Consider the following 22,354-nt stretch of genomic DNA (forward strand, 5'->3'; position numbering starts at 1 on the left):
CGCTGTTTCTCCCCGTATCCTTCCTGAAGAGCAGCCGGCCGGTGCCCCAGAACCCGCCTCGGCTGTCAAAGGAGAGCCACCATGCGCGCCGCCATCTACGCCCGCGTCTCTACCGAACGCCAAGAGCGCCAACAGACCATCGACAGCCAACTCGCTGCTTTGCGGGCATGGGCGGACGCCGGTGCCCACGAGTTGAGGGACTGTCACATATTCCGTGACGAAGGCTACAGCGGCGCCCGGCTTGACCGCCCGGGCCTGGATGGCTTGCGGGACGCCGTTCGCGATGGCGAGGTGGAGGTCGTCGCCATCCTCGCTCCCGATCGCTTGTCCCGGCGCTATGCCTACCAAGTGCTTGTCTTGGAGGAATTCCGACGGGCGGGCTGCGCTGTCGCCTTCCTCAACCATGCGATCTCAGACGACCCCGGTGACCAACTCCTCTTGCAGATCCAAGGAGCGGTTGCGGAGTATGAGCGGGCCTTGCTGAGCGAGCGATTTCGGCGGGGCAAGCTCCAAAAGGCGCGTGCCGGCCAGTTCATCGGCGTCCATGCGCCGTATGGCTACCGCTATCTGCCCCGGCAGGAGAAGTCGGCGGGGCGGCTCATCGTCGATGAAACCGAAGTTGAGACGGTTCGCCAGCTCTACGCCTGGTTGACCGAGGAACGCATGACGCTGCGCCAAATCCTCAAGCGCCTAAACTTCGGACCGTGGTTCCCACGATGCGGACGGCGGCCATGGTCGCCGTCGACCGTCCATCACATCTTGTCGGACCCTGTTTACATCGGCACTGCCTACTCGAACCGCTACGAATACGTTCCGGCCAAGAAGCCCCGCTCACGCAAGCCCAGCTACCGGGGCGTGGGTTGCCGGCGCTTGCGCCCCAAGGAAGATTGGATAGCAATTGCGGTGCCGATCATCATCGAGCAGGAAACCGGGGAGCGGGCTCAAGCCCAGCTTGCCCGGAACGCGGCCCTGTCGTTTCGCAACAACACGAAGTACGACTACCTTCTGCGTTGTCTGCTGACCTGCAGCGCCTGCGGCTTAGCCATGTACGGCATCACCCGGCACTTGGCGGGAAACATCGAGCGTCATTACTACTACTGCGCCGGAAAGGATTGCGTGATGACCGCCCGCGCTCAGCGTTGCCCGCGTGCTGGCGTCAAAGGCGCCGATCTCGATGGAGCGGTGTGGGATCACGTGCGAACGCTGCTGGGAAACCCGGAACGCCTTGCCGCCCAATTCCAGCAGTTTGTCGGCGACGCCGACCGGAGCGCCGCCCAGGAAGCCAAGGACGAGGCCCGTATCCTGACGCGCCAGAACGGGCTGAACCAAGCCGATCGGCGCCTGCTCGACGCCTACCAAGCCGAAGTGATCAGTCTGGAGGAACTCACCGAGCGTCGGCAGCAGTTGGCCGATCAACGCAGGGCCCTTGATCATCAACTTGAGCAGCAGCGCGATCTACGCCGCCAACGCACCAAGGCGCAGGAAATCTTCACCGACCTGACGGCGTTCTGCGAACGCATCCACGGGCGCTTGGAAACCGCATCTTTCGCCGACAAGCAGGCAATCGTACAGCTCGTGATCGAGCGCATCATCGTCCACGACGATCATTTGGAGATCCGCCATGTCATTCCGCTACACAACCCGCCACCCGGACGGGGACCCATCCCCGCCGCCGGGCCGAATGGGCGATTGTGTTCGGATCGTGTGAACGCGGCACCGCTGGAGTGTCGCCCCCAGCACCTTGGAAGCGGCGGCCTTCAGCCCGAGATGCGCGTCGGCGATCACCAGTTTCACCCCGCGCAGACCCCGGCGGGTGAGCGAGCGCAGGAACTCGGTCCAGAAGGTCTCGGCTTCTGACAGCCCGAGCCCCAGCCCCAGCACCTCGCGCCGGCCATCGCTGTTGACGCCGATGGCCAGTATGGCGGCCAGCGACACGATGCGGCCGTCCTGGCGCACCTTCACGTAAGTGGCATCCAGCCACACGAACGGCCAGTCACCCTCCAGCGGCCGGCTCAGGAACGCCTGCACGCGCTCGTCGATGTCCTGGCACAGGCGGCTGACCTGGCTTTTCGAGATGCCGGTCATGCCCATCGCCTTGACCAGGTCATCGACGTTGCGCGTCGAGATGCCCTGCACATAAGCCTCCTGGATCACCGCGATCAACGCCTTCTCTGCTGTGCGCCGTGGTTCCAGGAAGGCCGGAAAGTAGGAACCGCGCCGCAGCTTGGGGATGCGCAGGTCGATGGCCCCGGCGCGCGTCTCCCAGGTTCGCTCCCGATAGCCGTTGCGTTTGGTCTGCCGTTCGTCACTGCGCTCGCCATAGCCGGCGCCGGTCAACGCCTCGACCTCCAGTTCCATCAGCCGCTGAGCGGCAATGCTGATCATCTCGCGCAGAAAGTCCGTATCGGCACTCTTCCCAATCAGCTCCTGAAGAGCGATCCTATCCTCGGTCATCGTGGCCTCCGTCACAGTTGATGGTCGTCAAGCAACCTCAACTTAGCCGAAGAACACGGTGACCGCCCGCTTCCGAACGGCCGGCCCGCCTGCGCCAGCTATGGGGGAGCGCTCCGGCGGGCCAGCCTCACGCCTCAGACACCACGCAGTGGGACGCGATCGCGTCGATCGCGTCGCGTCGATGAAGGCGATCATTTCTTGAACGGGCGGTCGAGCTCCGCCTGGGCGAAATACGCCGACGCCTTGCGTAGGATCTCGTTCGCTTGGCGCAACTCTCGGACCTCGCGTTCCAGCGCCTTGATCCGCTCCTGTTCCTCCGTCGTCGGCCCGGGCCGCTTGCCTTGGTCACGCTCGGCCTGCCGGACCCAGTTCCGCAGTGTCTCGGGATTGCAGCCGATCTTCGCCGCGATCGAGCTGATCGCCGCCCACTGCGAGGCATGCTCGCCATCGTGCTCGAACACCATCCGAACCGCGCGCTCGCGCACTTCAGGGGCGTATTTGGGTGATGCAGGTTTCGTCATGATGACCCCACTCTCTCAGAAGATGGGGCCTCCAGGAAACCCGATGCGGTTCACTGATGTACCTGCGTCCCCTGGTGCATGGCCGTGCCCTCCTGGGCGGCCACGCCGGTCGTCGTCGGTTGACCCGTGGTCTGCTGTGTCGGCGCGCAGGCGGAGGTCAGGGCCGCGGTCAGCACGGCAATCGGTTCGGAGCCCGTCGTGAGGTCTCCCCCGAGTTGCGATGGAGGGAGCGCTGCTTTACTCTGGGTTCAATCACCTTGAGAGAAGGAGCCCTCCTTGTCCGACCCGATGCGCGCGTTGATCCAACGCTGGCGTGAGGATGCCGGCGCGACGTACCGGACTTGGTTCCTGTGGGACGAGCGGGTGAAGAACTTCCGGTCGATCCGCCGCGGCATCCAACAGGTCGTGACCGACATCGAGACCAGCACCTTCGGCAACGCCTATCGCGGCTCGTCGCTAGAGACGGTGGTGCACTCGATCGCCGAGCAGCGCCAGATCTTCAAGGGAGCCGACCACGCTTTCCTGTGGAAGCCTAAGCTGCGCATCCCGGACATCTATGAGAACCCGGACAACCAGCGCGCCTTCGGGCGGCTGCTCGACGCCTGCGTCTGCTGCAACGCCGAACCGCAGATCCTCGCCGCCATCCGGCAGATCGACGCCAGGCAGATCAAGGGACTTGGGCCGGCGGTGGCGAACCTGCTGTACTTTCTGCACCCGACCCTGGTGCCGCCGTTCAACACGGCCATCGTCAACGGCTACAACGCTCTGACCGGCGCAAAGGTGAAGCTCGGCCGGTGGGATGAGTTCCTGGCGATGCGCCAGGGCATCCTGGCGCTGAACGCCGAATACCGCGACCTTTTGTCCAACGATCTTGGGGCCATCGGCGGACTGCTGTTCGACGTCGGCTCCGGACGCTACGCAGCGCCGCCGCGCACCAACGATGCCGCCGCCCGCTCCGCGTGGGAAGCCGACCTCGCCAAGCTGCGTGAGGAGAGCGTCAAGGCTTCCAAGGCCGCGGCCGCCGAGCGCGAGGGTGACCGCACGCACACCGAAATCCAGGGCTGGCTGCGTGATCTGGGCAAGGCGCTGGGGTACGATGTGTGGATCGCCGCCAATGACCGCAGCCGGGCCTACGACGGCGGCAAGCTCGGTGAGGGCTGCCTTGAGCGGCTGCCGGAGGCGATCGAGAAAGCGCCTGGCGCCGACGCCATCCGGCTCATCGACGTTCTTTGGCTCGACCGGGGCAAGGCCCATGTTGCCGCCGCCTTCGAAGTCGAACACTCGACCTCGATCTACTCGGGCGTCGTCCGCATGCTCGATCTGGCACTCGGCACCGAGGCACATGCACTGGAAGGAATGTTCCTGGTGGCGCCGAACGGCCGCGAGGACGAGGTCCGTGCCCAATTGACCCGACCGGCCTTCAGCCGCGTCGCCGACCTCCAGGTGCGCTACCTGCCATACGGCGAACTCGAGAGCCACCGGGAGTCCATCGCCCGCTTCGGCTCCGGCATGAAGGCCATCAACGCCATCGCCCGCACTCTGGTCTGAACCGATTGCGGTTCTGCCATCAGTGGCGAACCTCACCCCTCGCCATGGCGAGGTGGTGCATCTGGTGATGGCCGCCCTGGGCCATGATGCCGATGAACCCAAGCCTCCGGATATGCGCCGTCTGCTTGGGGTCCAGGGCGGTGACGGTCAGCGCGATGCCGGTCGCCACCGGCTCGGCCTTGACTGTCCAGCCGCTCACACCATCGATCTCGTGAGCATGCGCCGGTACCATCCGGCGGATCGCCTCCAGGGTCCGCCCGTCACCGGTGACGGTATAGCTGGCTCCGCCGTCCACCAGCGTCGCAACAGCTTTCGCATTGAGCGTGACTTCATTCATGTCGACGAGGTGATGGCGTAGCGCCTCGATATCCACCCGGGCCCAATCCGAGGCCGGGTCCTCTTCAAGGATGCGGACGATCTCCTGAATGGTGCCGAAGGCTTCGTGTCCGCCCATAGTCGGGACTGCGCTGGGTGGAGACACAGGTGCGTCAGCATGCCGGGCGGCATGGTCCATCGGCATGGCGGTCTGAGCCGCGGCGCTCCCAAGCCCGACAGCGGTGACGAGGGCGAGGGTGATGGCGAAGGTCATTGCGGTGCGGATCGGCATGGGATCCTCCTGGTGGATGAACTCCCTGGTTGGTAGCCGGGCACCCAGCACCCCGATATGATTGCAGTCATATGGCGGTGGTTTCGCGGCAAGGCGGCTTTGAGAATGCAGGGAGCAAACGTATGGGTCGGGCTCATCGAACCACAGCGGCTCCATCGTCGTCGCCTTAAGCTTGGCGACGCGTTATTCTGGCAAGGGGATGCGACCGTGGCGGTCTTCCATGTCGACCGAGGCCGGGTGCGCCTCGTGCGGCATCTCGAGGGCGGTTCATCGGTGACGCTGCACGTTGCCCGCGCCGACGAGACCTTTGCCGAGGCCACCCTATGGGCGGAGGCCTACCACTGTGACTGTGTCACCGAGGTACCATCCGAGGTCACGGTGATCCCCAAGCCGGACCTGCTCGTCGCCCTGGAGGGCAACCCCCAAGCCGCGCTTGCCCTGGCGCGTGGGCTTGCTGCTCAGGTCCGCGACCTGCGCAGCCGGCTGGAATTGCGGAATATCCGGTCGGCGTCGGAGCGGGTTATGGCGTGGCTTCGGCTCCAAATGTCGGGCGCTCGGCCCATGGTGCGGCTCGACCGGCCATGGACGGAGATCGCCGCCGATACCGGACTGACGCACGAGGCCATCAACCGGGCCTTGGCCGTCTTGGAGCGTACGGGGCGGCTTGTCCGGGAGAGTGGGGTGGTGACGCTCTCCGCCGGTCCGGGACCGGCTGGGGAGGTTGCCCCGAAGAAACGATAACGAATCATGTCTCCACCACCTACTTCCCGGCTGGAGGCGTCCGCCTTCACCCGGGTTTCGAAACGCGTGGTCCAGTGTGGTTAGGGTGATGTCCTGCAACTATGACAATACATCCAGCTAAGCGGATGGCCTAACGAGCAACACGATTGTCCCCCTGCCATTTAAAACAGGGAAGGGCCAGAATTGCGGTAAGCGCCAGAGCCGGGCTAGCTCTGGCGCTTTCTTTCAGGCTTCAAAGGAGCCAATCAACACGATACCGAAAACAGACAAGCTATTCTCTTCATACGTTATCTGATCATCGGGCATTTGCGGAGAGCCCAAGTTTACCACGCGCGAAATTCAAGTACTGTTGAGCTTTGGCAGATTGCCCCTGGCTGAAAAGCGATTCAGCAACCCTAATATGTTGTTCCGCCACAATTCGCTCGCTACGGCCGATCCAAGCCGGAGTATTAACCCGCAATGCAGCCTTCGCCTCAGAAAGTTGAGTTGAAAACGAGTCATCGGCGGTATTTTGTACCGATGCTGCGATGCCGACATTCGTTCCGAGAACGAGTGTCGCAAGAATGGTGGCCGCTGCCATCTTTCGGAACATCATGGTCGATTCCACTTCGCGTCTGGTTCTTGCATTTGTTTGTGGCACAGCAGAACCGCTATTGGTCCTGCGCACTACGTTCATATTTAATACGCTTTGATTTCTACAGTAGGACGGAAATGTAACAATTTATTACGGTTACAGACTACGATTAGAGGATCGCGAATCTGTAATAACACAAACAGTTGGGCACACCCTGCTTTTATCTGGGCTTCGTCTTGATTCTTAACGATCAATAAAAATTACTTATGCAGGCCTTTCTCAGCATGCCAAAGGAGTTAAATATCCTGAAAAGGCAGCGCGATCGCCCCTTCCGCCTCGGGGCGGATGGGGCAATGATGACACAAGCCCTGCCGGTTCTCGCACCATTGGATCTTCAGCCGAAGCCGGACTAAGCCGCCTAGCGTCAGCACCGTACGACGGTTGTCGTAGCGCATCGGAATCGAGGCCAGCGGTGGATATGAGCGGCCGGTTCGGGATGCCTAACAGACTGTCGCCCTGTCGGTACACGTGTTCGATCCGGCTCGCGTACGCTATTTCGCCAGGGCCAAAGGTCAGCGAGCCAAGAACGACACGATCGACGCCGCGTTGATTGCTGAGTTCACCGCCTCCCAGGTGGCTCCTGCCACCACGCCACGCGACCCGGCCCGTGAGGAACTGGCGGACTTGGTCAAGGCCCGACGCCTGTTGGTCGACAAGCGCGTCGATCTGCGTCACGCTTCGGCCGGCGCGCCGGCGATCGCGCAGGCAGTGTTGGAAGAGGCCGTCGAGGGGCTGACGGCGGCGATTGCGACGCTGGAAGCCGAGATCCACAGCCGGGTCGAGGCCCAGCCGGAACTGGCTGACCGAGTGGCTGCGCTCCAGACCGCGCCCGGCGTCGCGCCGGTCGTGGCCACCACACCCGCGATCCGGCTGCCGGAGTTGGGAAAAACAACCGGAGAACGCATGTCCGCCTTGGTCGGTGTTGCTCCCTTCGATTATGACAGCGGCAAATCGCGCGGCCAGCGTCACATCGCCGGCGGACGTGCCGCCGTTCGGCACGCCCTCTACATTGCGGCCGAAGTCGTCGCTACCCAAAGTAAGAGCGTAATCGTCTACGCCCACTTACAGTTGAAATGACGTGGCAAGCCGTCGAGGGCAGGCGCTGACTGCCTGCATGCGCAAACTGATCGTGCACCTCAACATCATGCTTGCCAAAGGTCAGACTTGGGAGGCCCACCCCACCTGACGACGCCGACCGAATGCCAAGCACACCGAACCGCGGGCGCGAACCGGTCAAGGCCGAAACCGCCCAAAGGGCGGGCGCGCCTCGGCGCGCGCCTTGACAGGGAGCACACACGGTTCATTGCCTCCGTCAAAGAAGACGGTTGCTACAGCCCCGATCTCAATCCCATCGAGATGGCTTTCGCCAAGCTCAAGGCTCATCTCCGCCGCATCGGCGCCCGCACTATTGATGAGCTGTGGAGGGCTGTCGGCTCCATCTGCAACCTCTACACACCCGAGGAATTCTGGAACAACTTTAATCATGCAGGATATGCGTCAGATTAAACGCTCGAAACTCCAATCTAAAGCCAATCGATCGCTGATACCGGCAATTGAACATTTGATTACCGATAAGCCCCAGTGAAGCCTTCTGTTCAGGTTTTGGGCACAGAGACAAAAAATACTTTGAAGGATTGATTGGCCTTTTAGACGCTGCACTGCTCAAGGTCAGCACTCGATCCATGGCAACAACACGGTCACGCGCAATCCACCCTCTGCGCGATTGCTGAGTACAATATCTCCCCCATGTGAACGGATCGCTGAACGCGCAATGGTCAATCCCAGGCCATATCCTCCTGTTTCACGGCTGCGCGAACGCTCAACACGATAGAACGGCTGAAATACTCTATCCAGCTCAGCTTCTGGGATGCCCGGGCCATGGTCGATGATCTCCACCAGGACATTCCTGGCGGTCACGCTCGCGCAAACCTGAGCTCCATTGCCGTACTTGATGGCATTGTCGATAAGGTTCATGAATGCACGCCTGAGCGTTACCGGTCTGCAATTCACCGTGAGATGACTTACGCCGACATAGTGTGCATCACCGCCTGCATCATTCAGGGCGTCGCATATCGTTGCTAGGGTAACTGCCAGGTCAGCGAGCGCGGTGTCTTCCTGCTTGTTATCGTCACGCAGGAACGACAAAACCGCATTTATCATCTCTTCCATGTCCGCGATGTCTGATAGCATCTTTTCATGCTGATCATCGTCTTCGATGTATTCGGCTCGAAGGCGCAATACCGTCAACGGAGTACGAAGATCGTGGGAAAGAGCAACGAACATTTGTGTTCGATCAGACAACAGGCGTTCGATACGTCGCTGCATTTCATTGAATGCGCGTGCAGCCTGACGTACCTCGCTTGGTCCGACTTCCGGTAGAGGTGGCGCAGCAACATCGACACCAAGGCGCTCAGCCGCTCGGGCCATCGTTTGTAGCGGAGATGTCGAATACCGGATCAGAATGATTGATAGGATGAGAATGGCAAAGGCCATCAAGCCCGTGGAGAGGAGCAGACCGTGCGGTGTGGCAGGCGTCGGCTCAACCAGCACACATTTCAGATTCAGCCAGTCGCCGTCAGGCAATTGAGCTGAAACGAGCACGAAATGAATGGCTTGGTTTGCGTGCTTGGCACCTTCGGCCTCTTCGGCAGATACCAGCCTCAAGGGCAGCTCGGGGTGATCGGGGATCGCTCGGCGCAGTGCGTCGCGTAAGGACGCGAGGTGCTCGTCGACGAGGTTCTCCTCAGAAACAAGAGGCACCCTGCTCCAGTGCACGTCGAGCCAAGCTCCGGACAGGAGTTGCGCCGCCCGCTCGCGTTCCTCCGGGGTTGCCTTCTGGACTGCCGAACGTGCCGCGACAATTCTCTCGACCATTTCGTGTTCGACGGAACTGTCGAACTGATCGATGAGATCCATACGGTAGGCGCCCAGACTGGCAAAGTGTGAGAGCATCAGTCCAACCAGCATGACCGCTATGGTTCGTGCCGCGGTGCTATCGGGAAGCAGGCGCAGGTTCATCAATGGCGTTCCACCGGAATCACAAACACATAGCCGGCACCGCGCACGGTTTTGATCATGCTGTGTTCCGGGTCATTATCGATTTTCCGCCGCAATCTGCTGACCTGGACGTCGATTGTGCGATCGAATGCCAATGCTGTGCGGTTGCGGGTGATGTCGAGGAGATGATCACGGCTCAGAACGCGTTGGGGGCTTTCGACAAACGCCGCCAGCAAGTCATACTCGCCACCGGTCAGTTCAACCAGCGCCCCGTCAGGTGAATGCAATTCACGGCGCACGAGATCAATAGTCCAACCGGCGAAACGCAAGATGCGGCCACCGCTGTGCGAGGCGTCGAATGTCTCCCCAGAAGCGTTTGTCCGACGCAAGACTGCCCGAATGCGAGCGAGCAGTTCACGTGGATTGAACGGCTTGGTGACATAGTCGTCCGCACCAATTTCCAACCCGACGATCCGGTCCGTTTCTTCAGCCATTGCGGTCAACATGATGATCGGAATTGCCGAAGTCGAACGCAGTTCACGGCACAGCTTCAGTCCGTCATCTCCTGGCAGCATCAGGTCGAGCACGAGCAAATCGACTGAGGAGCCGCAGATACACTCGCGCAACTCATAACCATCGCGGGCGGTGGTGACCTTGTACCCCTGCTTGCGAAGAAAGCGGCCCAGCAGGTCGCGGATCTCCTGATTGTCGTCAACAATCAACACATGTTGCATGCTCGTGAGACCTGGCTTGACCCTGATGCCCGAGGAGGAGGACGCATCCGGCCGAGAGCCGGAAATCGGTGGGTCGATGTTTCATTCTGTACCAAGACATCGGGTGTGCTGAGGGCATGAGGTGGTGGGCCGTCACCTGATCACCCTCATTCTGACGATGTTGAGGCCGCCGTGAAGAGGGGGCCGATCACCTCAGCGATCGACCCCTTCCGGATTAGAACCAAAAGCGGACGCCAGCCAGCAAAGCCAAGTCACTTGGATCTTCCCCGTGTCGACGAGCGATATTGGCAGTTTCGCCGAGCTTGCGCTCCCAGCTGACCCCCACGTATGGAGCGAACTCCTTGACGACCTCATAGCGAAGCCGCAGGCCAAGCTCAATGTTGCTGATGCCTCGGCCGAGGTCCAACTCGCGCACGCGTTGTGCGGAGAGGTTGATCTCGGCCAGTGGCTGCAGGATCAGCTTTTGCGTGATAAGGATATCGTACTCGGCCTCGATCCGGCCGCTCAGATTACCCTCGTCGCTAAGAAATGCCTGAGCAGTCACGTCGAAGTAGTAAGGTGCAATTCCCTTGACGCCAGCCACAGCATAGGTGGTCTGTGGTTGCGGGCGGACGTCATAGCGAATGCCGGCTTGAACATCCCAGAACTCGGAAACCATACGGCTATAGAGAAACTGGAACTCTGCCTTCTCGACACCGCCTTCGACGGGCTTGCTTCCCCGGGCGTTCACCCAGAATTTATGTGTGTCACCGCCGATCCAGCCGCGTAATTCCCAGTCGACAGAGTTCTCACCATCCCTCCAGCGATGTTCGAGCTGGTCGACAAGCAGCGTCGCCAGGACAGGAGGTTCCTCGTGGAACTGCTGAGCCTCATGCTCCTCACCCGCGCGGGCAGGGCCGGAGAGGCTTGCCAATGTGAGCATGCCGGCGAGGAGCACGGCCTTATGCTGGCCAGCTTTTATCAGTCGCATCTGTTGCTCCGGATCAAAGGCTTGCTGAACGGCGCTCGACGATGAACCGCGTCATCATGCCGGAGGCCATGTGGTAGAGCAGGTGGCAGTGGAAGGGCCATTCACCCGGTTCGTCAGCTGTCAGTTGGACACTGACCGTCTTGCCTGGCGGCACCAGGACGACGTGCTTTCTGGGCAGCCGGCCCGCCTGTCCGTTCTCGAGCTCCATGAACATCCCGTGCAAATGCATGGGGTGCGCCATCATGGTCTCGTTCACGAAGCGGATGCGCACACGGTCCCCATAAGCGACCCGGATCGGCTCTCCTTCGTCGAACTTGTTTCCATTCAGGGTCCAGATGTAGCGTGACATCATCCCACTGAGGCGAACCTCGATCTCGTGGGTCGGCTCGCGGACATCCTTCGCTTTTGTCAGCGATTTCAGGTCGGCATAGGAAAGGGCTTTTGCGCCCGGCGGAGTGCCTGCGTCGGCCCACCCCATCGCCTGGTCGTTGCTTGACGCAGCAGCCTTGGCCATGCCCTCCATAGAGCCGTTGTTCATGCCTGGCATGTTGCTGTGATCCATGCCGGGCATCGCGCCGGCTCCCATGCCAGCCATCTTGCTGTGGTCCATACCCGGCATGTTGCTGTGATCCATGCCGGGCATCGCGCCGGCTCCCATGCCGGCCATCTTGCTGTGATCCATACCCGGCATGTTGCTATGGTCCATGCCAGGCATCGCGCCGGCTCCCATGCCGGCCATCTTGCTGTGGTCCATACCCGCCATGGCCCCATGATCCATGCCTTCATGGGACATGCCCATGTCGGCCATCGTGAGAATGGCACGTGGGCGGCGTTCGGGGATCTCGCCCTCCAACCCATCGCGGACTGCCAGCGTCGCTCGGGCATATCCGGTGCGATCGATCGGCTCGGCAAAGAAGGTGAAGGGTTTGTCGCCTTGAGGAAGCACAATGACGTCGTAGGTTTCACCGACGCCGAACCGGAATTCGTCAACCTTGACCGGTGCCACGTTCTGTCCATCGGCGGCCACCACGGTCATAGGAAGGCCAGGGATGCGGACATCAAAGATCGTCATGGCGGAACCATTGATGATCCGTAGCCGCACTCGCTCGCCCGGCTTGTAAATGGCAGTCCAGTTGTCCTTGGCGCCTTTGCCATTGACCAGGAAGTGGTAGCCGGTAACGTCTGCAAGGTCCGTAGCGTCCATCCGCATCTCGGCCCAATCCAGACGGTCCTGCACCGTGGTGCTCCAGCCATCGCGCTGAGCATCCCGGAAGAAATCAACCAGTGTCCGCTTCTTATTGTTGTAGTATCCTTCGCTGACCTTGAGATTTCGGAGAACCGAGTTGGGGGATTCGATCGTGTGATCGGAAAGCAGAACGACGTATTCGCGATCAGCACGAACCGGATCACGTTCCGCCGGTTCGATCACGATGGCGCCGTACATCCCTTCCTGCTCCTGCCCAGCGGAATGGCTGTGGTACCAGTAAGTTCCCGCCTGCCGAAGTTTGAAATGGTAGGTGTAGGTCTCACCCGGCCGGATCGGCACGAAGCCGTTGAAGCCGGGAGCGCCGTCCATGACACCCTGCAGCAACAGGCCATGCCAGTGGATCGAGGTCGGCTCATTCAGCCGGTTGGTCACACGGATCACGACCTCCTGGCCTTCGCGCAGCCGGAGGGTGGGGGCCGGGATCGAGCCGCCGATAGCAATGGCATTGCTTGTTACGCCGTCGACAGTGATACGGGTGCGCTCTACCGCGAGGTCGAGCGTCTGGTCCGCAGCTGCGAAGGAGTGACGACCTGGATACGCCGTCACGACGCCGGCCATGCCGGCCATGGCGGCGAGCTTGAGCGCGTCGCGGCGTGTGAGGAAGTTCGACGTGCGGTCCATGCGGCCGTCCTCAGCGCGTGAAAGCGATCTTGCCGACCATACCGGACTCATAATGCCCCGGCATGTTGCAGGCGAATTCCAGTGCGGTGTCCTTGGTGAACTTCCAGGTCAGTTCCTTGGTCTCTCCAGGGCCGACCAGCGCGCTGTTGGGATCGTCGTGCTTCATCTCGGCCATGCCCATCTTGGAGTGGTCCATGCCGCTCATGTTCTTGTTGATGCCCGTCGCGGTCAGCATCCCATGCTCCATCATCATGGCCATTTCCTTCTGATGGGCAGCGTGCATGTCGGCGGTACCGATGTTGAACTCGTGCAAGAACTCTCCTTTGTTCTTGAGGACAAAGCGGACCGTCTCTCCCGCCTTCACCTGGACCGATTCAGGCTTGTAGTAATTGTCGCCCAACTCGACCTGAATGGTACGCTTGGCCGCCGAGGCTTTGGCGGGCTCGCCAATTGCCGCGGTGGTGTGGCCATGTCCCGGCTCACCAGCCCCGGCGAACGCCGTGCCAATGAGCGACAGGAAGGTGGCGCCGGTCAGCAGGGCGGCGGCGGTGTTCAGGGTACGGGTGTGCAGACGCATTATAAGTTCCTTATGTTTTCGCTCGCAAAGCGGCGAAGAGAGTTGTGATCGAGGTTGCGGCCGCGGCCGGTCAAACTGGACACAAGTGAGACGGGGGAAGACAACGGGTCTGCTCGGGGAATCCCGAGTTCACGCGCGAGCGTCAGAGTGTGTGGATGTCGAAGGAGCAAGCGCTCGATCGGTTAGGCGTGCGCCGGACGACAGCAACGAAGAGGTGGTCGCCAACTCCAAGCCCGGGGCTCGGTCGCCGGCTGCGATGCGGTCCATACCGGAGCGCTTGCGCGCAAGCGACGCTGGTCCGCAGTCAGACCGGGCACCTTGGAGGGCGTAGCCGGGGAGATACGGAACGATCCCGGAGGAGGTCGTTCAGGACAGTCGATGTGCGAAGGGACGTCACTCCCATCGGGACCATCAACGGGGCCACGGGCTCTATAGCCGTGGCTCCGCAGGCCGTCAGGCAGCACCCTCGCTGAGAATGCGCCGTATCATCGGCATCGTCTCCGCCAGGTTGTCCGGACTGGTTGTGATGGTCGCCGTGAGCCATGTTGAGCGCTGCGTCATCGCAACCAGACGTCCAATCGTCGGCGGTACTGGTCCATTCAGCCTTGGGCAGTGCCTGTTTGGCGGCGGCTGGGGTGGCGATAGCCCCCCACATCAGGAGGAGACTGGCCAGCACAATCGCTATGAGGCGTGTGAGGCAGGTGTCCACGTTTCCCTTCCACCAACAGTAGAGCCCAAGGCCGATTTCTGCGATCATATGTCACATGGATTGGGGGCAGCAAGCGGACTCACGTTGCGAAGTGTTACAGCGAACCACGACCGAATGACACGCCGCGCAGCTCCATCTGGCGTGAAAAAGGCACATCGGCGGCAAAGCTGTCCAGATGTGTTGCCGAAGCAGGGGATGACGCTGTTGCCTGGCTACCGCTGTAACAGTCAGGGAGGTTCCAAGTCCTGCAATGCCAAATCGGCCAGCAAGCATGGCCGATTACTCGTGCAAACGTATTAGGTTTTTTGCGCAGCATTGCCGACTCCTGCAGTTATGTTTGTGCCTCAAGCAAGCGAAGCCCGCCTTTCTGTTATATCGTTAGCCGCATGCACTTCATCTGTATAGCAGAAGATATTTTCCTTTTGACATGAAGCCGATTGTGAAACAGGGCATCTCCTTTGTTACAAAGAGTAACAAGTCCTCCCGCCGTCGGGATCAAGTGAGACTGCGCATGTTTTGCAGGTTCACACACAGACGCAGGAGGTCGACGTGCCCGACGAGTGGACGCCTAAAGGCCATGGCAGCGCTGCTGCAAACAGTGAGCTTGCCGCGAAATACCTCCAACGCGGCGGCTTGACATTCGACTTTGCTTCCGGTGACCAAGATGTCGAGTACCGCATTGCAATCGGAGAGGACGGACCGACCACGATCAGAGGCGATGAGCATCGTGACTATTTGTGGGGCTTGGCGGGCTCCGACCGATTGCTTGGTGGCGCCGGCGACGACGTCCTGCATGCCGACCGTGGGGATGATGTCCTCTTTGGCGGTATGGGATCAGATGCCTTGGACGGCGGTCACGGAGACGATAGCTTGTATGGCGGCGCTGGAGCCGACAATCTGATCGGGGGAGACGGAAACGACCTTCTTGACGAAGGGCCAGGACACAGCATGGTCACAGGGGGGATGGGCAATGACACTCTTATTGGCGGTGCCGGCCCCGACGCTTTCACCATGGACCGAACCAGCGGTGACGATGTAATCCGCGATTTCACCGCCGGCCCCGGAATGTTCGATCATCTTGCTCTTCGTGATCTGCGATGGGACGATCTGACCATCGAGGGCGTCGATGGCGGCGTCCTTGTCCGCTGGGAAGGCGGTTCTGTTCTGCTGGAGGGCGTTCAGCGTTCTCAGCTGGCGCAGGACGACTTCATGTTCGCTGACGCGCCCGACTTGCCACCTGGTGCCAGGAGGCCGGATGGCCCTGGCGACGAGCGCATCGTGACAACTGCCTTTCCTGAAGCTGGAAAGGGGGCGTGGATCGGTGGTGAGTTCGATCGAGCCGCGGATAAAGCTCTGAAGGACGGCAGCGTGTCCTTTGATTTCCATGGCGATACCACGTACCGGCTGATCGCCGGGCGCCCGACGGACGATGATCGCGGTGGTGGCGAGACCTCAGATCATATCTTTGGCCGGAACGGCGACGATCGGTACATCGGGTATGGCGGTGATGACGACCTGAACGGAGATGCCGGAAACGACCGGCTGGATGGTGGTTCGGGCATGGACCGCCTCGACGGAGGTGTGGGGAACGATACGCTGTTCGGTGGCAACGAAATGGACGAGCTGATTGGTGGGAGCGGCAAAGACTACCTGGATGAGGGGGCAGGTCACGGTATGCTAAACGGCGGCATGGGCGACGACTATCTGGTAGGTGGCCCCGGAGCTGACGCGTTCATGGTGATGGCCGACAGCGGCAATGATGTCGTGGCCGATTTTGAGGCTGGCGGCGCCGCGCAGGGGGCTTTCGATCACATCGCATTCCAAGACATCATGCCCAACCAGGTGAGCGTGGCTGAACGAGAGGACGGTACTCTGGTTAGTTGGAGCGTCGACAACTCTCCAGGGCCTGACGGCTCGGTCCTTCTCCTCGGGGTGGCCGCAGGGGACCTCCGGCAAAGCGACTTCATGTTTGGTGAGGCACCCGGGTTCGTAAATGGCGTCAGCGATGCAGGATCCTGGTACATTTTCTCCTGAGACGCCCTGAAGCTTATCCAGGCGCTGTGCACATTGCGCGGCGCTGCCTTCCGGGGCTCGTTATGCATGCCAAGTTGTTGCTGTCATCCGTTTCCGGCGGAAGTCCAGGCAGCCAAGCCCTGCCGGGGCTTCCGTTGTAAAACATGCAGGGATGGACCACCATTCTACCGGCACTATCGGACGTCTCGGCAAATCGTCGTTCGTCAGGAAGATCTCTGCCCGAGATGGTGGTTGTGCCGATACCTGGACTAGTGACGTGTGGTTGCTCTCAACGGCGACGGAAAGCCGTCGCTGCGGTTCCTTCGGGCTGGCGCCAGCTTCAGCATCTTGTCATCCGTACGTGAAATTGCTCAAAACAATCTGTTACCATGGCCGAGCACCACCAGTCGCCCTGTCTGAACACAAGGACAACACACGTGGTTCGGGCAAAGCCGGATTGCCAGACTGCGTACCGGTCGGCCATCTGTCAGCGCCAGGGAGATTGTACCGCCACTGCTTCCGGACCGCGATTTGCTATGAATTCCACGCCTCATATCCTGATCGTCGATGATCACCAGGAAATCCGTGACCTCCTTAGTCGCTTTTTCCTCCGTCACGGGCTCCAGGCGACGGCGTGCGCCGACGGTATGGAGATGCGGCGCACGATCGGCTGTACCCGCGTCGACCTCATAATTCTCGACCTGATGCTACCTGGCGATGACGGACTTACCCTCTGCCGTGAGCTTCGTGCCCCAGGCTCGGTTCACCGTGACCTGCCAATCATCATGCTCACAGCCATGAGTGATGACGCCGATAGGATTTCCGGATTGGAAATCGGCGCCGACGATTATGTTCTCAAGCCATTCAATCCCCGCGAGCTGCTTGCGCGGATCAAGGCGGTTCTTCGACGGACATCCTCACCGGGTGTGGATGTTGTCTCCGCACCGAAGGCCATACATTTTGCTGGTTGGACCTTGAACCTGACGCGACGCGAGTTGCTGTCCCCGGAGGGCGCCATCGTCGCCCTCACCGGTGCCGAATATGACCTGCTATTGACCTTTGCAGAGCGCCCAAATCAGGTTCTTGGCCGTGACAAGCTGCTCGAACTTGCCCGAAACCGGCTTCATGCCTACGACCGCAGCGTCGACGTCCAAGTAAGTCGCCTGCGGCGCAAGCTGGGGGATGACGTCTCGGCCCATCCTCTGATTAAAACCGTCAGGGGAGCCGGCTACGTCCTCACCGTCGAGGTTCAGCGATCATGAGCGCTCTTGGGCCGATATTCCGCCGGATGTTGCCGGATACCATCACAGGCCGGGCTGTCGCCATTCTTCTGGTGGCACTCACGCTGTCGCACTTGGTGAGTATGTGGTGGTACCAGACACGGCTGTCCGACCAAGCCGACTTGGCTGACGAACGGATCGCTGCCGAACGCATCGCTGCGGTTAAGCGAACCGTGATTCTGGTTCCGCCGGACGATCGGGAGAAGACGGCCCATCTTCACTCCGGGCGGGGCCTTGACGTTCATTGGAGCGCCATTCCACTGGTACAGCAGGATCGCTCTCCTGATGAGAGGCTGGACCTGCTGACACGCCGGCTGCAGCAGTTGGTTCCCGACCTCGACGAAGAGGGGTTGCGCGTAGCTTATGGCGCGAAGAACGACGGGGCAGACCATGTGATGCAGGTCTCAGTGCAGCTCCCCGACGAAAGTTGGATCAATGCACGGGTAACGACCCTCGGGTCTGCAGCCATAGCCGACTCCCATCTGCTGGTGCCGACCGCCCTCATGGCTCTGGCGATCTTTGCTGTGTCGGTGTTCCTGGTGCGCGTCTGCACCGCCGAGTTCAAGGCACTGACCAGGGCGGCCCGGCGTCTCGGAGTGGACGTCAGCGCACCGCCGCTGCCGGTTCGAGGCCCTGAGGAGGTGCGGGAGGCCGCACAAGCGTTCAATGAAATGCAGGAGCGCATTCGTAGCCTGCTGACCGACCGAACGCAGATGCTGGCGGCTGTTTCTCACGACCTGCGCACGCCGATCACGACGATCCGCCTACGCGCCGAATTCCTTGAGGAGGGAGAGGAACGTGATCGGATTTTGGCTCAGCTGGATGAGATGGAGGAGATGGTATCGGCAACCCTTTCTTTCCTCCGCGATGACAGGGGGCGTGAAGAGGCCAAGGTGTTGCACATCGGTGCGTTGCTTGAAACGATCTGCAACGATCTGTCGGACACCGGACGTCCAGTAAGCTACGACGGCCCCGCCGATGTGACGTTCCAGGGGCGGCCGGTTGCGCTGAAGCGCGCTTTGATCAATCTGATCGACAATGCGGTAAAATATGGTGGTCAGGCCATGGTATCGCTGAGGGCGCACCAAGATCGTGTGGTTATTTGGATAGAAGACGAGGGACCAGGCATCCCTGAAGGTGAATTTGAGAGAGTCTTTGGCCCGTTCTACCGAATCGAAGCCTCGCGCAACCGTGCGACCGGAGGCTTTGGATTGGGATTGACCGTCGCTCGTTCTGTCATCAAAGCCCATGGCGGTGAAATTACTCTCATCAACCTGCCAAACTCAGGCTTACGGGCAGAGGTCTCGCTGCCCAGGGTGATCTAACCGGGACAGGCGGGGAATGTCCGGAGGAGCCCCTGCTCAACGCGACCCATCCGTGTCGCCTCCCCGGTGCGGAAAGCAAAACGCCAACCCCTTGCGAATTCGGATGAGGACGTTGATCAAGATCAACGCCGACCCTGGCCAACTCTGGTGCAATGCGTGAGGCTCATGGGGTAAATTCCTTTTACCCCGCGCAACATGGAGATCCAGATGCGGGTGGTCCGCAACTTGTTGACGGCATTGACGCTGACCCTCGCCCTGCTGATCGGTGTGGCGGGCGGTGCGGTGGCGCATGCCGTCATGGCCGACCACCATGACGCGACTCCGGTCAGCACAGACCAGGGGGCCGCAGTCAACGAATCCCAACGCCCCTGTGGCGACTGCCCTGATAGAGCGGAGCCGCGTGGCATGCCCATGGCGACACCCTGCTGCCCGGGGCTGGCACTGCCGATGCGCTCCGAGGTGTTGCACACCAGATCCGTCGACTGTGTGGTGTGGCATCCGAGCCGGGCTCACGCTCCCGCCGCTCGTCTCATTGCACCGGAGCCGCCCCCTCCCAAGTCCGTTTGACGGTTGCAATCCGCTCTGCGGCGCCGCTTGCCGGCCGGCAGCTGCTATCGTCCTCACGTGATTTGAAGGAGCCCGTCTGCCTCCAGCGCTACGCGCAGAGGGGCAAGGGCAAGGCATAGCCATGATCAATCGACGTTATCCAGGGCGGCCGCTCACCGTGGCCGCCACGGCGCTCGTCCTGCTGCTGACAGGCGCGGCGGCTTCGGCCGCCGAGCATGACAGGACAATCACCCAGCTCATCGAAACCGCTCGCCGCATGAACCCAGAAGCGGCGGCGACCGCCCTCGAGACCGATGCCGCGACAGCGCGTATCACATCGGCCGGGGCGCTGGATGACCCCAAATTCAAGGTCGAGCTTGAACTGCCACGCAGCGGGTCCGGCTACCTGCCGCGCTACCGCGCCGGGCAGGAGCTGTATCAGGTCCGCCAGATGTTCCCGTTGTGGGGCAAGCGCGACCTGAAGCGCGAAATCGCATCCGCCGACAGCCGCAAGGCAGCCGCCGCCCAGGCCGAGGTCGCCAATCAGATCGCCTACCGCGTCAAGGTTGCCTACGCCGAGTACCACGCGGCCCATCTGGCGGCCGACGAGACACGCAAGCTGCTTGGAACCGTCCGGCGCTTGTCCGACCTGGCGCGCGCCCGCTACGCTCAGGGCCCTGGCAAGCAGCAGGACATCACCGGCGCCAACGCCGAAGCCGGCGCGCTGACCGCCGAGCTCGCGCGCATGGATGCCGACCGCCATCGCGCCCAGGTGCGGATCAACGGCCTGCTGGCCCGCTCGCCCGAAACACCCTTGCCGGCGAAGCCTCTGCCCCGGCTGGTGCCGCCGCTGGAAACCCTGTCAGCCGACGCGCTGGTGGATCGCGCACGCGCCGACTTCCCGGCGGTCCGTGCCCAATTGGCCCAGATCGATTCGGCCGAAGGGACCCGCCGCCTCGCTGAGAAGAACGGCTATCCTGACGTCGAGCTGGGCCTTGGCGCGATGCGGCGCGACGGCCGCTTCGACGGCTACCAGGCGATGGTCGAGTTCAATATTCCGCTCTATGGCGATCGTCGGCAAGCCGAGCAGCGCGAGGCCGCGTCAATGGCCGGCGCGGCGCGGGCGAAGCTGGAGCAAATCCGCCTCGATGTCGCAACCGACGTGCATGAGGCATACGCCATGCTGGCAGCCCTCAGGGAACGCAAGCGCATCGTGCGGGAGATCACGCTACCGCAGGCGCGCATCGCGCTGGAGGCAGCCTCCCGCGGCTACGAGTTGTCGCGCGAGGAGTTCGCCAACCTCCTGCAGGCCGAGCAGACGCTGCGCCGCGCGCTGGTCGAATTCGTGAATGTGACATTCGAGGAGCAGGTCCGGCTCGCCGAGATCGAGCGCCTGATCGGAGGTGAATTGTGAACCGCTCCCCAGCCCTACTCGCCGTCCTGATGGCCGGCACCATTGTCGCCGGAATGCCAGCTTTCGCACAGTCCTCCGCTGGAGCCAGCCATGCCGGCCACGGCGCTCCTGCCGCGGCACAGCCCGCCGGAGCGGGCAAGGTCCTGTATTACCGCAACCCCATGGGCCTGCCCGACACCTCCCCAGTGCCGAAGAGGGACAGCATGGGGATGGAGTATGTGCCGGTCTACGAGGGGGAAGCTGCTCCGGTATCGGTAGCCGCGCCGGCGCAGAACCCGGCCGGTCCGCGCAAGATTCTGTATTACCGCAACCCGATGGGCCTTCCGGACACCTCCGCGGTTCCGAAGAAGGACCCGATGGGCATGGACTACGTGCCCGTTTATGAGGGCGAGGACAGCGCTTCGGGGACTGTTACCATCAGCTCTGACAAGGTCCAGAAGCTTGGCGTACGCACCGATGCCGCGATGCGGCGGGCGATCTCCCGCCAGGTTCGGGCGGTCGGCACCGTGCAGGTTGACGAACGCCGCCTCTTCGTCGTCGCGCCGAAGTTTGAGGCCTGGATCGAGAGACTGCTGGTCGATACCACCGGCGACACCGTCCGCAAGGGCCAGCCGCTGATGGAGGTCTACAGTCCCGAGCTGGTCCTGGCCCAGCAGGAATACCTCGTCGCCCGGCAGGGCGGTGCCCAGCTCGCCGAAGCTTCGCTCCAGCGCCTGCGCAACCTTGATGTCCCCGAGGAGGAGATCGACCGGCTGCGCAAGACCGGCAAGGCGTCACGGACTCTGACCTACCGCGCGGCCGCTGGCGGCGTGGTGCTGGAGAAGTCGGCCGTGCGCGGCATGCGCTTCATGCCTGGCGAAGCGCTCTACCGTATCGCCGACCTGACGCACGTCTGGCTGGTCGCCGACGTGTTCGAGCAGGACCTCGGTTACGTCAAGCCGGGCCAGGACGTCGACGTCACCGTCAACTCGCTGCCGGGCAAGACCTTCACTGGCAAGGTCAGCTTCGTCTACCCGACCCTGACGGCGGAGAGCCGCACCGGCAAGGTGCGTGTCGAACTGCCCAACGCAGACGGCCTGCTCAAGCCGAACCTCTACGCCACCGTGCACTTGAACGCCGACCTCGGCGCCATGGCCGGGCTGGCCGTACCGGACTCCGCACTGCTCGACACCGGCAAACGGCAAGCAGTCCTGGTCGAGATCGGCGAAGGCCGCTACGAGCCGCGCGACGTCAAGGCCGGCGCCCGTGCCGACGGTTACGTCCAGATCCTCGCCGGGCTGGAGGAGGGTGAACGCGTGGTGGTGCGCGCCAACTTCCTAATCGACTCCGAGAGCAACCTGCGTGCGGCCCTGAGCGCCTTCGGCGGCAGCGGCGGCCAGCATCAGCAGCATTAGGC

Annotated in this window: 15 protein-coding genes, 5 pseudogenes and 1 other annotated feature; of the genes and pseudogenes, 10 read left to right on the forward strand and 10 right to left on the reverse strand. The window is 61.9% G+C overall.

Features of this window, described 5'->3' with window-relative positions; all coding sequences use genetic code 11:
* Nucleotides 1-81: 81 nt before the first annotated feature.
* A pseudogene (locus J2Y49_RS27445) lies at nt 82-1,188 on the forward strand (recombinase family protein); the annotation flags it as partial.
* A gap of 507 nt (nt 1,189-1,695) precedes the next feature.
* On the opposite strand, the pseudogene J2Y49_RS27450 reads toward J2Y49_RS27445, so the two are convergent.
* Both J2Y49_RS27450 and J2Y49_RS27455 read right to left on the reverse strand, forming a co-directional pair.
* Nucleotides 1,696-2,454: pseudogene (locus J2Y49_RS27450) on the reverse strand (IS256 family transposase); the annotation flags it as partial.
* 154 nt (nt 2,455-2,608) lie between these two features.
* Nucleotides 2,609-2,691 (reverse strand) — a sequence feature (AL1L pseudoknot).
* Nucleotides 2,623-2,975: pseudogene (locus tag J2Y49_RS27455) on the reverse strand (transposase); the annotation flags it as partial. (Overlaps the previous feature by 69 nt.)
* A 288-nt stretch (nt 2,976-3,263) precedes the next feature.
* Here J2Y49_RS27455 and J2Y49_RS27460 point away from each other — a divergent pair.
* Nucleotides 3,264-4,523, forward strand: coding sequence for a type II restriction endonuclease (locus J2Y49_RS27460; protein WP_149226323.1), 1,260 nt, complete (start codon nt 3,264-3,266; stop codon nt 4,521-4,523).
* Nucleotides 4,524-4,542: 19 nt separating this feature from the next.
* On the opposite strand, the gene J2Y49_RS27465 is transcribed toward J2Y49_RS27460, so the two are convergent.
* On the reverse strand, nt 4,543-5,130 hold the full coding sequence (locus J2Y49_RS27465; RefSeq protein WP_310118567.1) for a hypothetical protein: 588 nt from the start codon (nt 5,128-5,130) through the stop codon (nt 4,543-4,545).
* A gap of 105 nt (nt 5,131-5,235) precedes the next feature.
* Here J2Y49_RS27465 and J2Y49_RS27470 point away from each other — a divergent pair, with 105 nt between their 5' ends.
* Nucleotides 5,236-5,871: a Crp/Fnr family transcriptional regulator gene (locus J2Y49_RS27470; RefSeq protein WP_188092486.1), complete on the forward strand. Its 636-nt coding sequence runs from the start codon at nt 5,236-5,238 to the stop codon at nt 5,869-5,871.
* A gap of 295 nt (nt 5,872-6,166) precedes the next feature.
* On the opposite strand, the gene J2Y49_RS27475 is transcribed toward J2Y49_RS27470, so the two are convergent.
* Nucleotides 6,167-6,466, reverse strand: a complete 300-nt coding sequence (locus J2Y49_RS27475; RefSeq protein WP_149226159.1) for a hypothetical protein — start codon at nt 6,464-6,466, stop codon at nt 6,167-6,169.
* Nucleotides 6,467-6,747: 281 nt separating this feature from the next.
* Nucleotides 6,748-6,906, reverse strand: a pseudogene (locus J2Y49_RS27480) (ISNCY family transposase); the annotation flags it as partial.
* Nucleotides 6,907-6,973: 67 nt separating this feature from the next.
* Here J2Y49_RS27480 and J2Y49_RS27485 point away from each other — a divergent pair.
* A complete protein-coding gene (locus J2Y49_RS27485) occupies nt 6,974-7,582 on the forward strand; it encodes a transposase (protein ID WP_149226157.1) in 609 nt (202 codons plus the stop codon).
* 252 nt (nt 7,583-7,834) lie between these two features.
* A pseudogene (locus J2Y49_RS27490) lies at nt 7,835-8,011 on the forward strand (IS630 family transposase); the annotation flags it as partial.
* Nucleotides 8,012-8,173: 162 nt separating this feature from the next.
* Here J2Y49_RS27490 and J2Y49_RS27495 read toward each other — a convergent pair.
* From J2Y49_RS27495 to J2Y49_RS27515, 5 genes are all read right to left on the reverse strand, one after another.
* Nucleotides 8,174-9,523 (reverse strand): ATP-binding protein, encoded by a 1,350-nt coding sequence (locus tag J2Y49_RS27495; RefSeq protein WP_149226155.1) that lies wholly within the window; start codon nt 9,521-9,523, stop codon nt 8,174-8,176.
* Nucleotides 9,523-10,236 (reverse strand): response regulator, encoded by a 714-nt coding sequence (locus J2Y49_RS27500; protein WP_149226153.1) that lies wholly within the window; start codon nt 10,234-10,236, stop codon nt 9,523-9,525. The genes J2Y49_RS27495 and J2Y49_RS27500 overlap by 1 nt, the downstream gene beginning before the upstream one ends.
* A gap of 214 nt (nt 10,237-10,450) precedes the next feature.
* Nucleotides 10,451-11,206 carry a copper resistance protein B gene (locus J2Y49_RS27505; RefSeq protein ID WP_149226151.1) on the reverse strand — a complete coding sequence of 252 codons (756 nt, stop codon included), beginning with the start codon at nt 11,204-11,206 and terminating at the stop codon, nt 10,451-10,453.
* Nucleotides 11,207-11,219: 13 nt separating this feature from the next.
* Entirely contained in the window at nt 11,220-13,094 is a 1,875-nt protein-coding gene (locus tag J2Y49_RS27510) for a copper resistance system multicopper oxidase (RefSeq protein WP_149226149.1), read from the reverse strand.
* Nucleotides 13,095-13,104: 10 nt separating this feature from the next.
* On the reverse strand, nt 13,105-13,671 hold the full coding sequence (locus J2Y49_RS27515; RefSeq protein WP_149226147.1) for a plastocyanin/azurin family copper-binding protein: 567 nt from the start codon (nt 13,669-13,671) through the stop codon (nt 13,105-13,107).
* A gap of 1,258 nt (nt 13,672-14,929) precedes the next feature.
* On the opposite strand from J2Y49_RS27515, the gene J2Y49_RS27520 reads away from it, so the two are divergent.
* The 5 genes from J2Y49_RS27520 (at nt 14,930) to J2Y49_RS27540 (ending at nt 22,352) form a co-directional block, all read left to right on the forward strand.
* A complete protein-coding gene (locus J2Y49_RS27520; protein ID WP_149226145.1) occupies nt 14,930-16,414 on the forward strand; it encodes a calcium-binding protein in 1,485 nt (494 codons plus the stop codon).
* Between the two features lie 515 nt (nt 16,415-16,929).
* On the forward strand, nt 16,930-17,655 hold the full coding sequence (locus J2Y49_RS27525) for a response regulator (RefSeq protein WP_149226143.1): 726 nt from the start codon (nt 16,930-16,932) through the stop codon (nt 17,653-17,655).
* Entirely contained in the window at nt 17,652-18,998 is a 1,347-nt protein-coding gene (locus tag J2Y49_RS27530) for an ATP-binding protein (RefSeq protein WP_149226141.1), read from the forward strand. Before J2Y49_RS27525 ends, J2Y49_RS27530 begins: the two co-directional genes overlap by 4 nt.
* Before the next feature lie 688 nt (nt 18,999-19,686).
* On the forward strand, nt 19,687-20,958 hold the full coding sequence (locus tag J2Y49_RS27535; protein WP_149226139.1) for a TolC family protein: 1,272 nt from the start codon (nt 19,687-19,689) through the stop codon (nt 20,956-20,958).
* A complete protein-coding gene (locus tag J2Y49_RS27540) occupies nt 20,955-22,352 on the forward strand; it encodes an efflux RND transporter periplasmic adaptor subunit (protein ID WP_247883950.1) in 1,398 nt (465 codons plus the stop codon). Before J2Y49_RS27535 ends, J2Y49_RS27540 begins: the two co-directional genes overlap by 4 nt.
* Nucleotides 22,353-22,354: the final 2 nt, after the last annotated feature.

It is taken from the genome of Azospirillum sp. BE72 (assembly GCF_031455875.1).
Taxonomy (GTDB): Bacteria; Pseudomonadota; Alphaproteobacteria; order Azospirillales; family Azospirillaceae; genus Azospirillum.

Excerpts from the sequence above, each read along its gene's own strand:
- J2Y49_RS27460 (WP_149226323.1), top strand. The coding sequence starts at position 3,264 with ATGCGCGCGTTGATCCAACGCTGGCGTGAGGATGCCGGCGCGACGTAC.
- J2Y49_RS27465 (WP_310118567.1), bottom strand. The coding sequence starts at position 5,130 with ATGCCGATCCGCACCGCAATGACCTTCGCCATCACCCTCGCCCTCGTC.
- J2Y49_RS27470 (WP_188092486.1), top strand. The coding sequence starts at position 5,236 with ATGCAGGGAGCAAACGTATGGGTCGGGCTCATCGAACCACAGCGGCTC.
- J2Y49_RS27475 (WP_149226159.1), bottom strand. The coding sequence starts at position 6,466 with ATGATGTTCCGAAAGATGGCAGCGGCCACCATTCTTGCGACACTCGTT.
- J2Y49_RS27495 (WP_149226155.1), bottom strand. The coding sequence starts at position 9,523 with ATGAACCTGCGCCTGCTTCCCGATAGCACCGCGGCACGAACCATAGCG.
- J2Y49_RS27500 (WP_149226153.1), bottom strand. The coding sequence starts at position 10,236 with ATGCAACATGTGTTGATTGTTGACGACAATCAGGAGATCCGCGACCTG.
- J2Y49_RS27505 (WP_149226151.1), bottom strand. The coding sequence starts at position 11,206 with ATGCGACTGATAAAAGCTGGCCAGCATAAGGCCGTGCTCCTCGCCGGC.
- J2Y49_RS27510 (WP_149226149.1), bottom strand. The coding sequence starts at position 13,094 with ATGGACCGCACGTCGAACTTCCTCACACGCCGCGACGCGCTCAAGCTC.
- J2Y49_RS27515 (WP_149226147.1), bottom strand. The coding sequence starts at position 13,671 with ATGCGTCTGCACACCCGTACCCTGAACACCGCCGCCGCCCTGCTGACC.
- J2Y49_RS27525 (WP_149226143.1), top strand. The coding sequence starts at position 16,930 with ATGAATTCCACGCCTCATATCCTGATCGTCGATGATCACCAGGAAATC.
- J2Y49_RS27530 (WP_149226141.1), top strand. The coding sequence starts at position 17,652 with ATGAGCGCTCTTGGGCCGATATTCCGCCGGATGTTGCCGGATACCATC.
- J2Y49_RS27535 (WP_149226139.1), top strand. The coding sequence starts at position 19,687 with ATGATCAATCGACGTTATCCAGGGCGGCCGCTCACCGTGGCCGCCACG.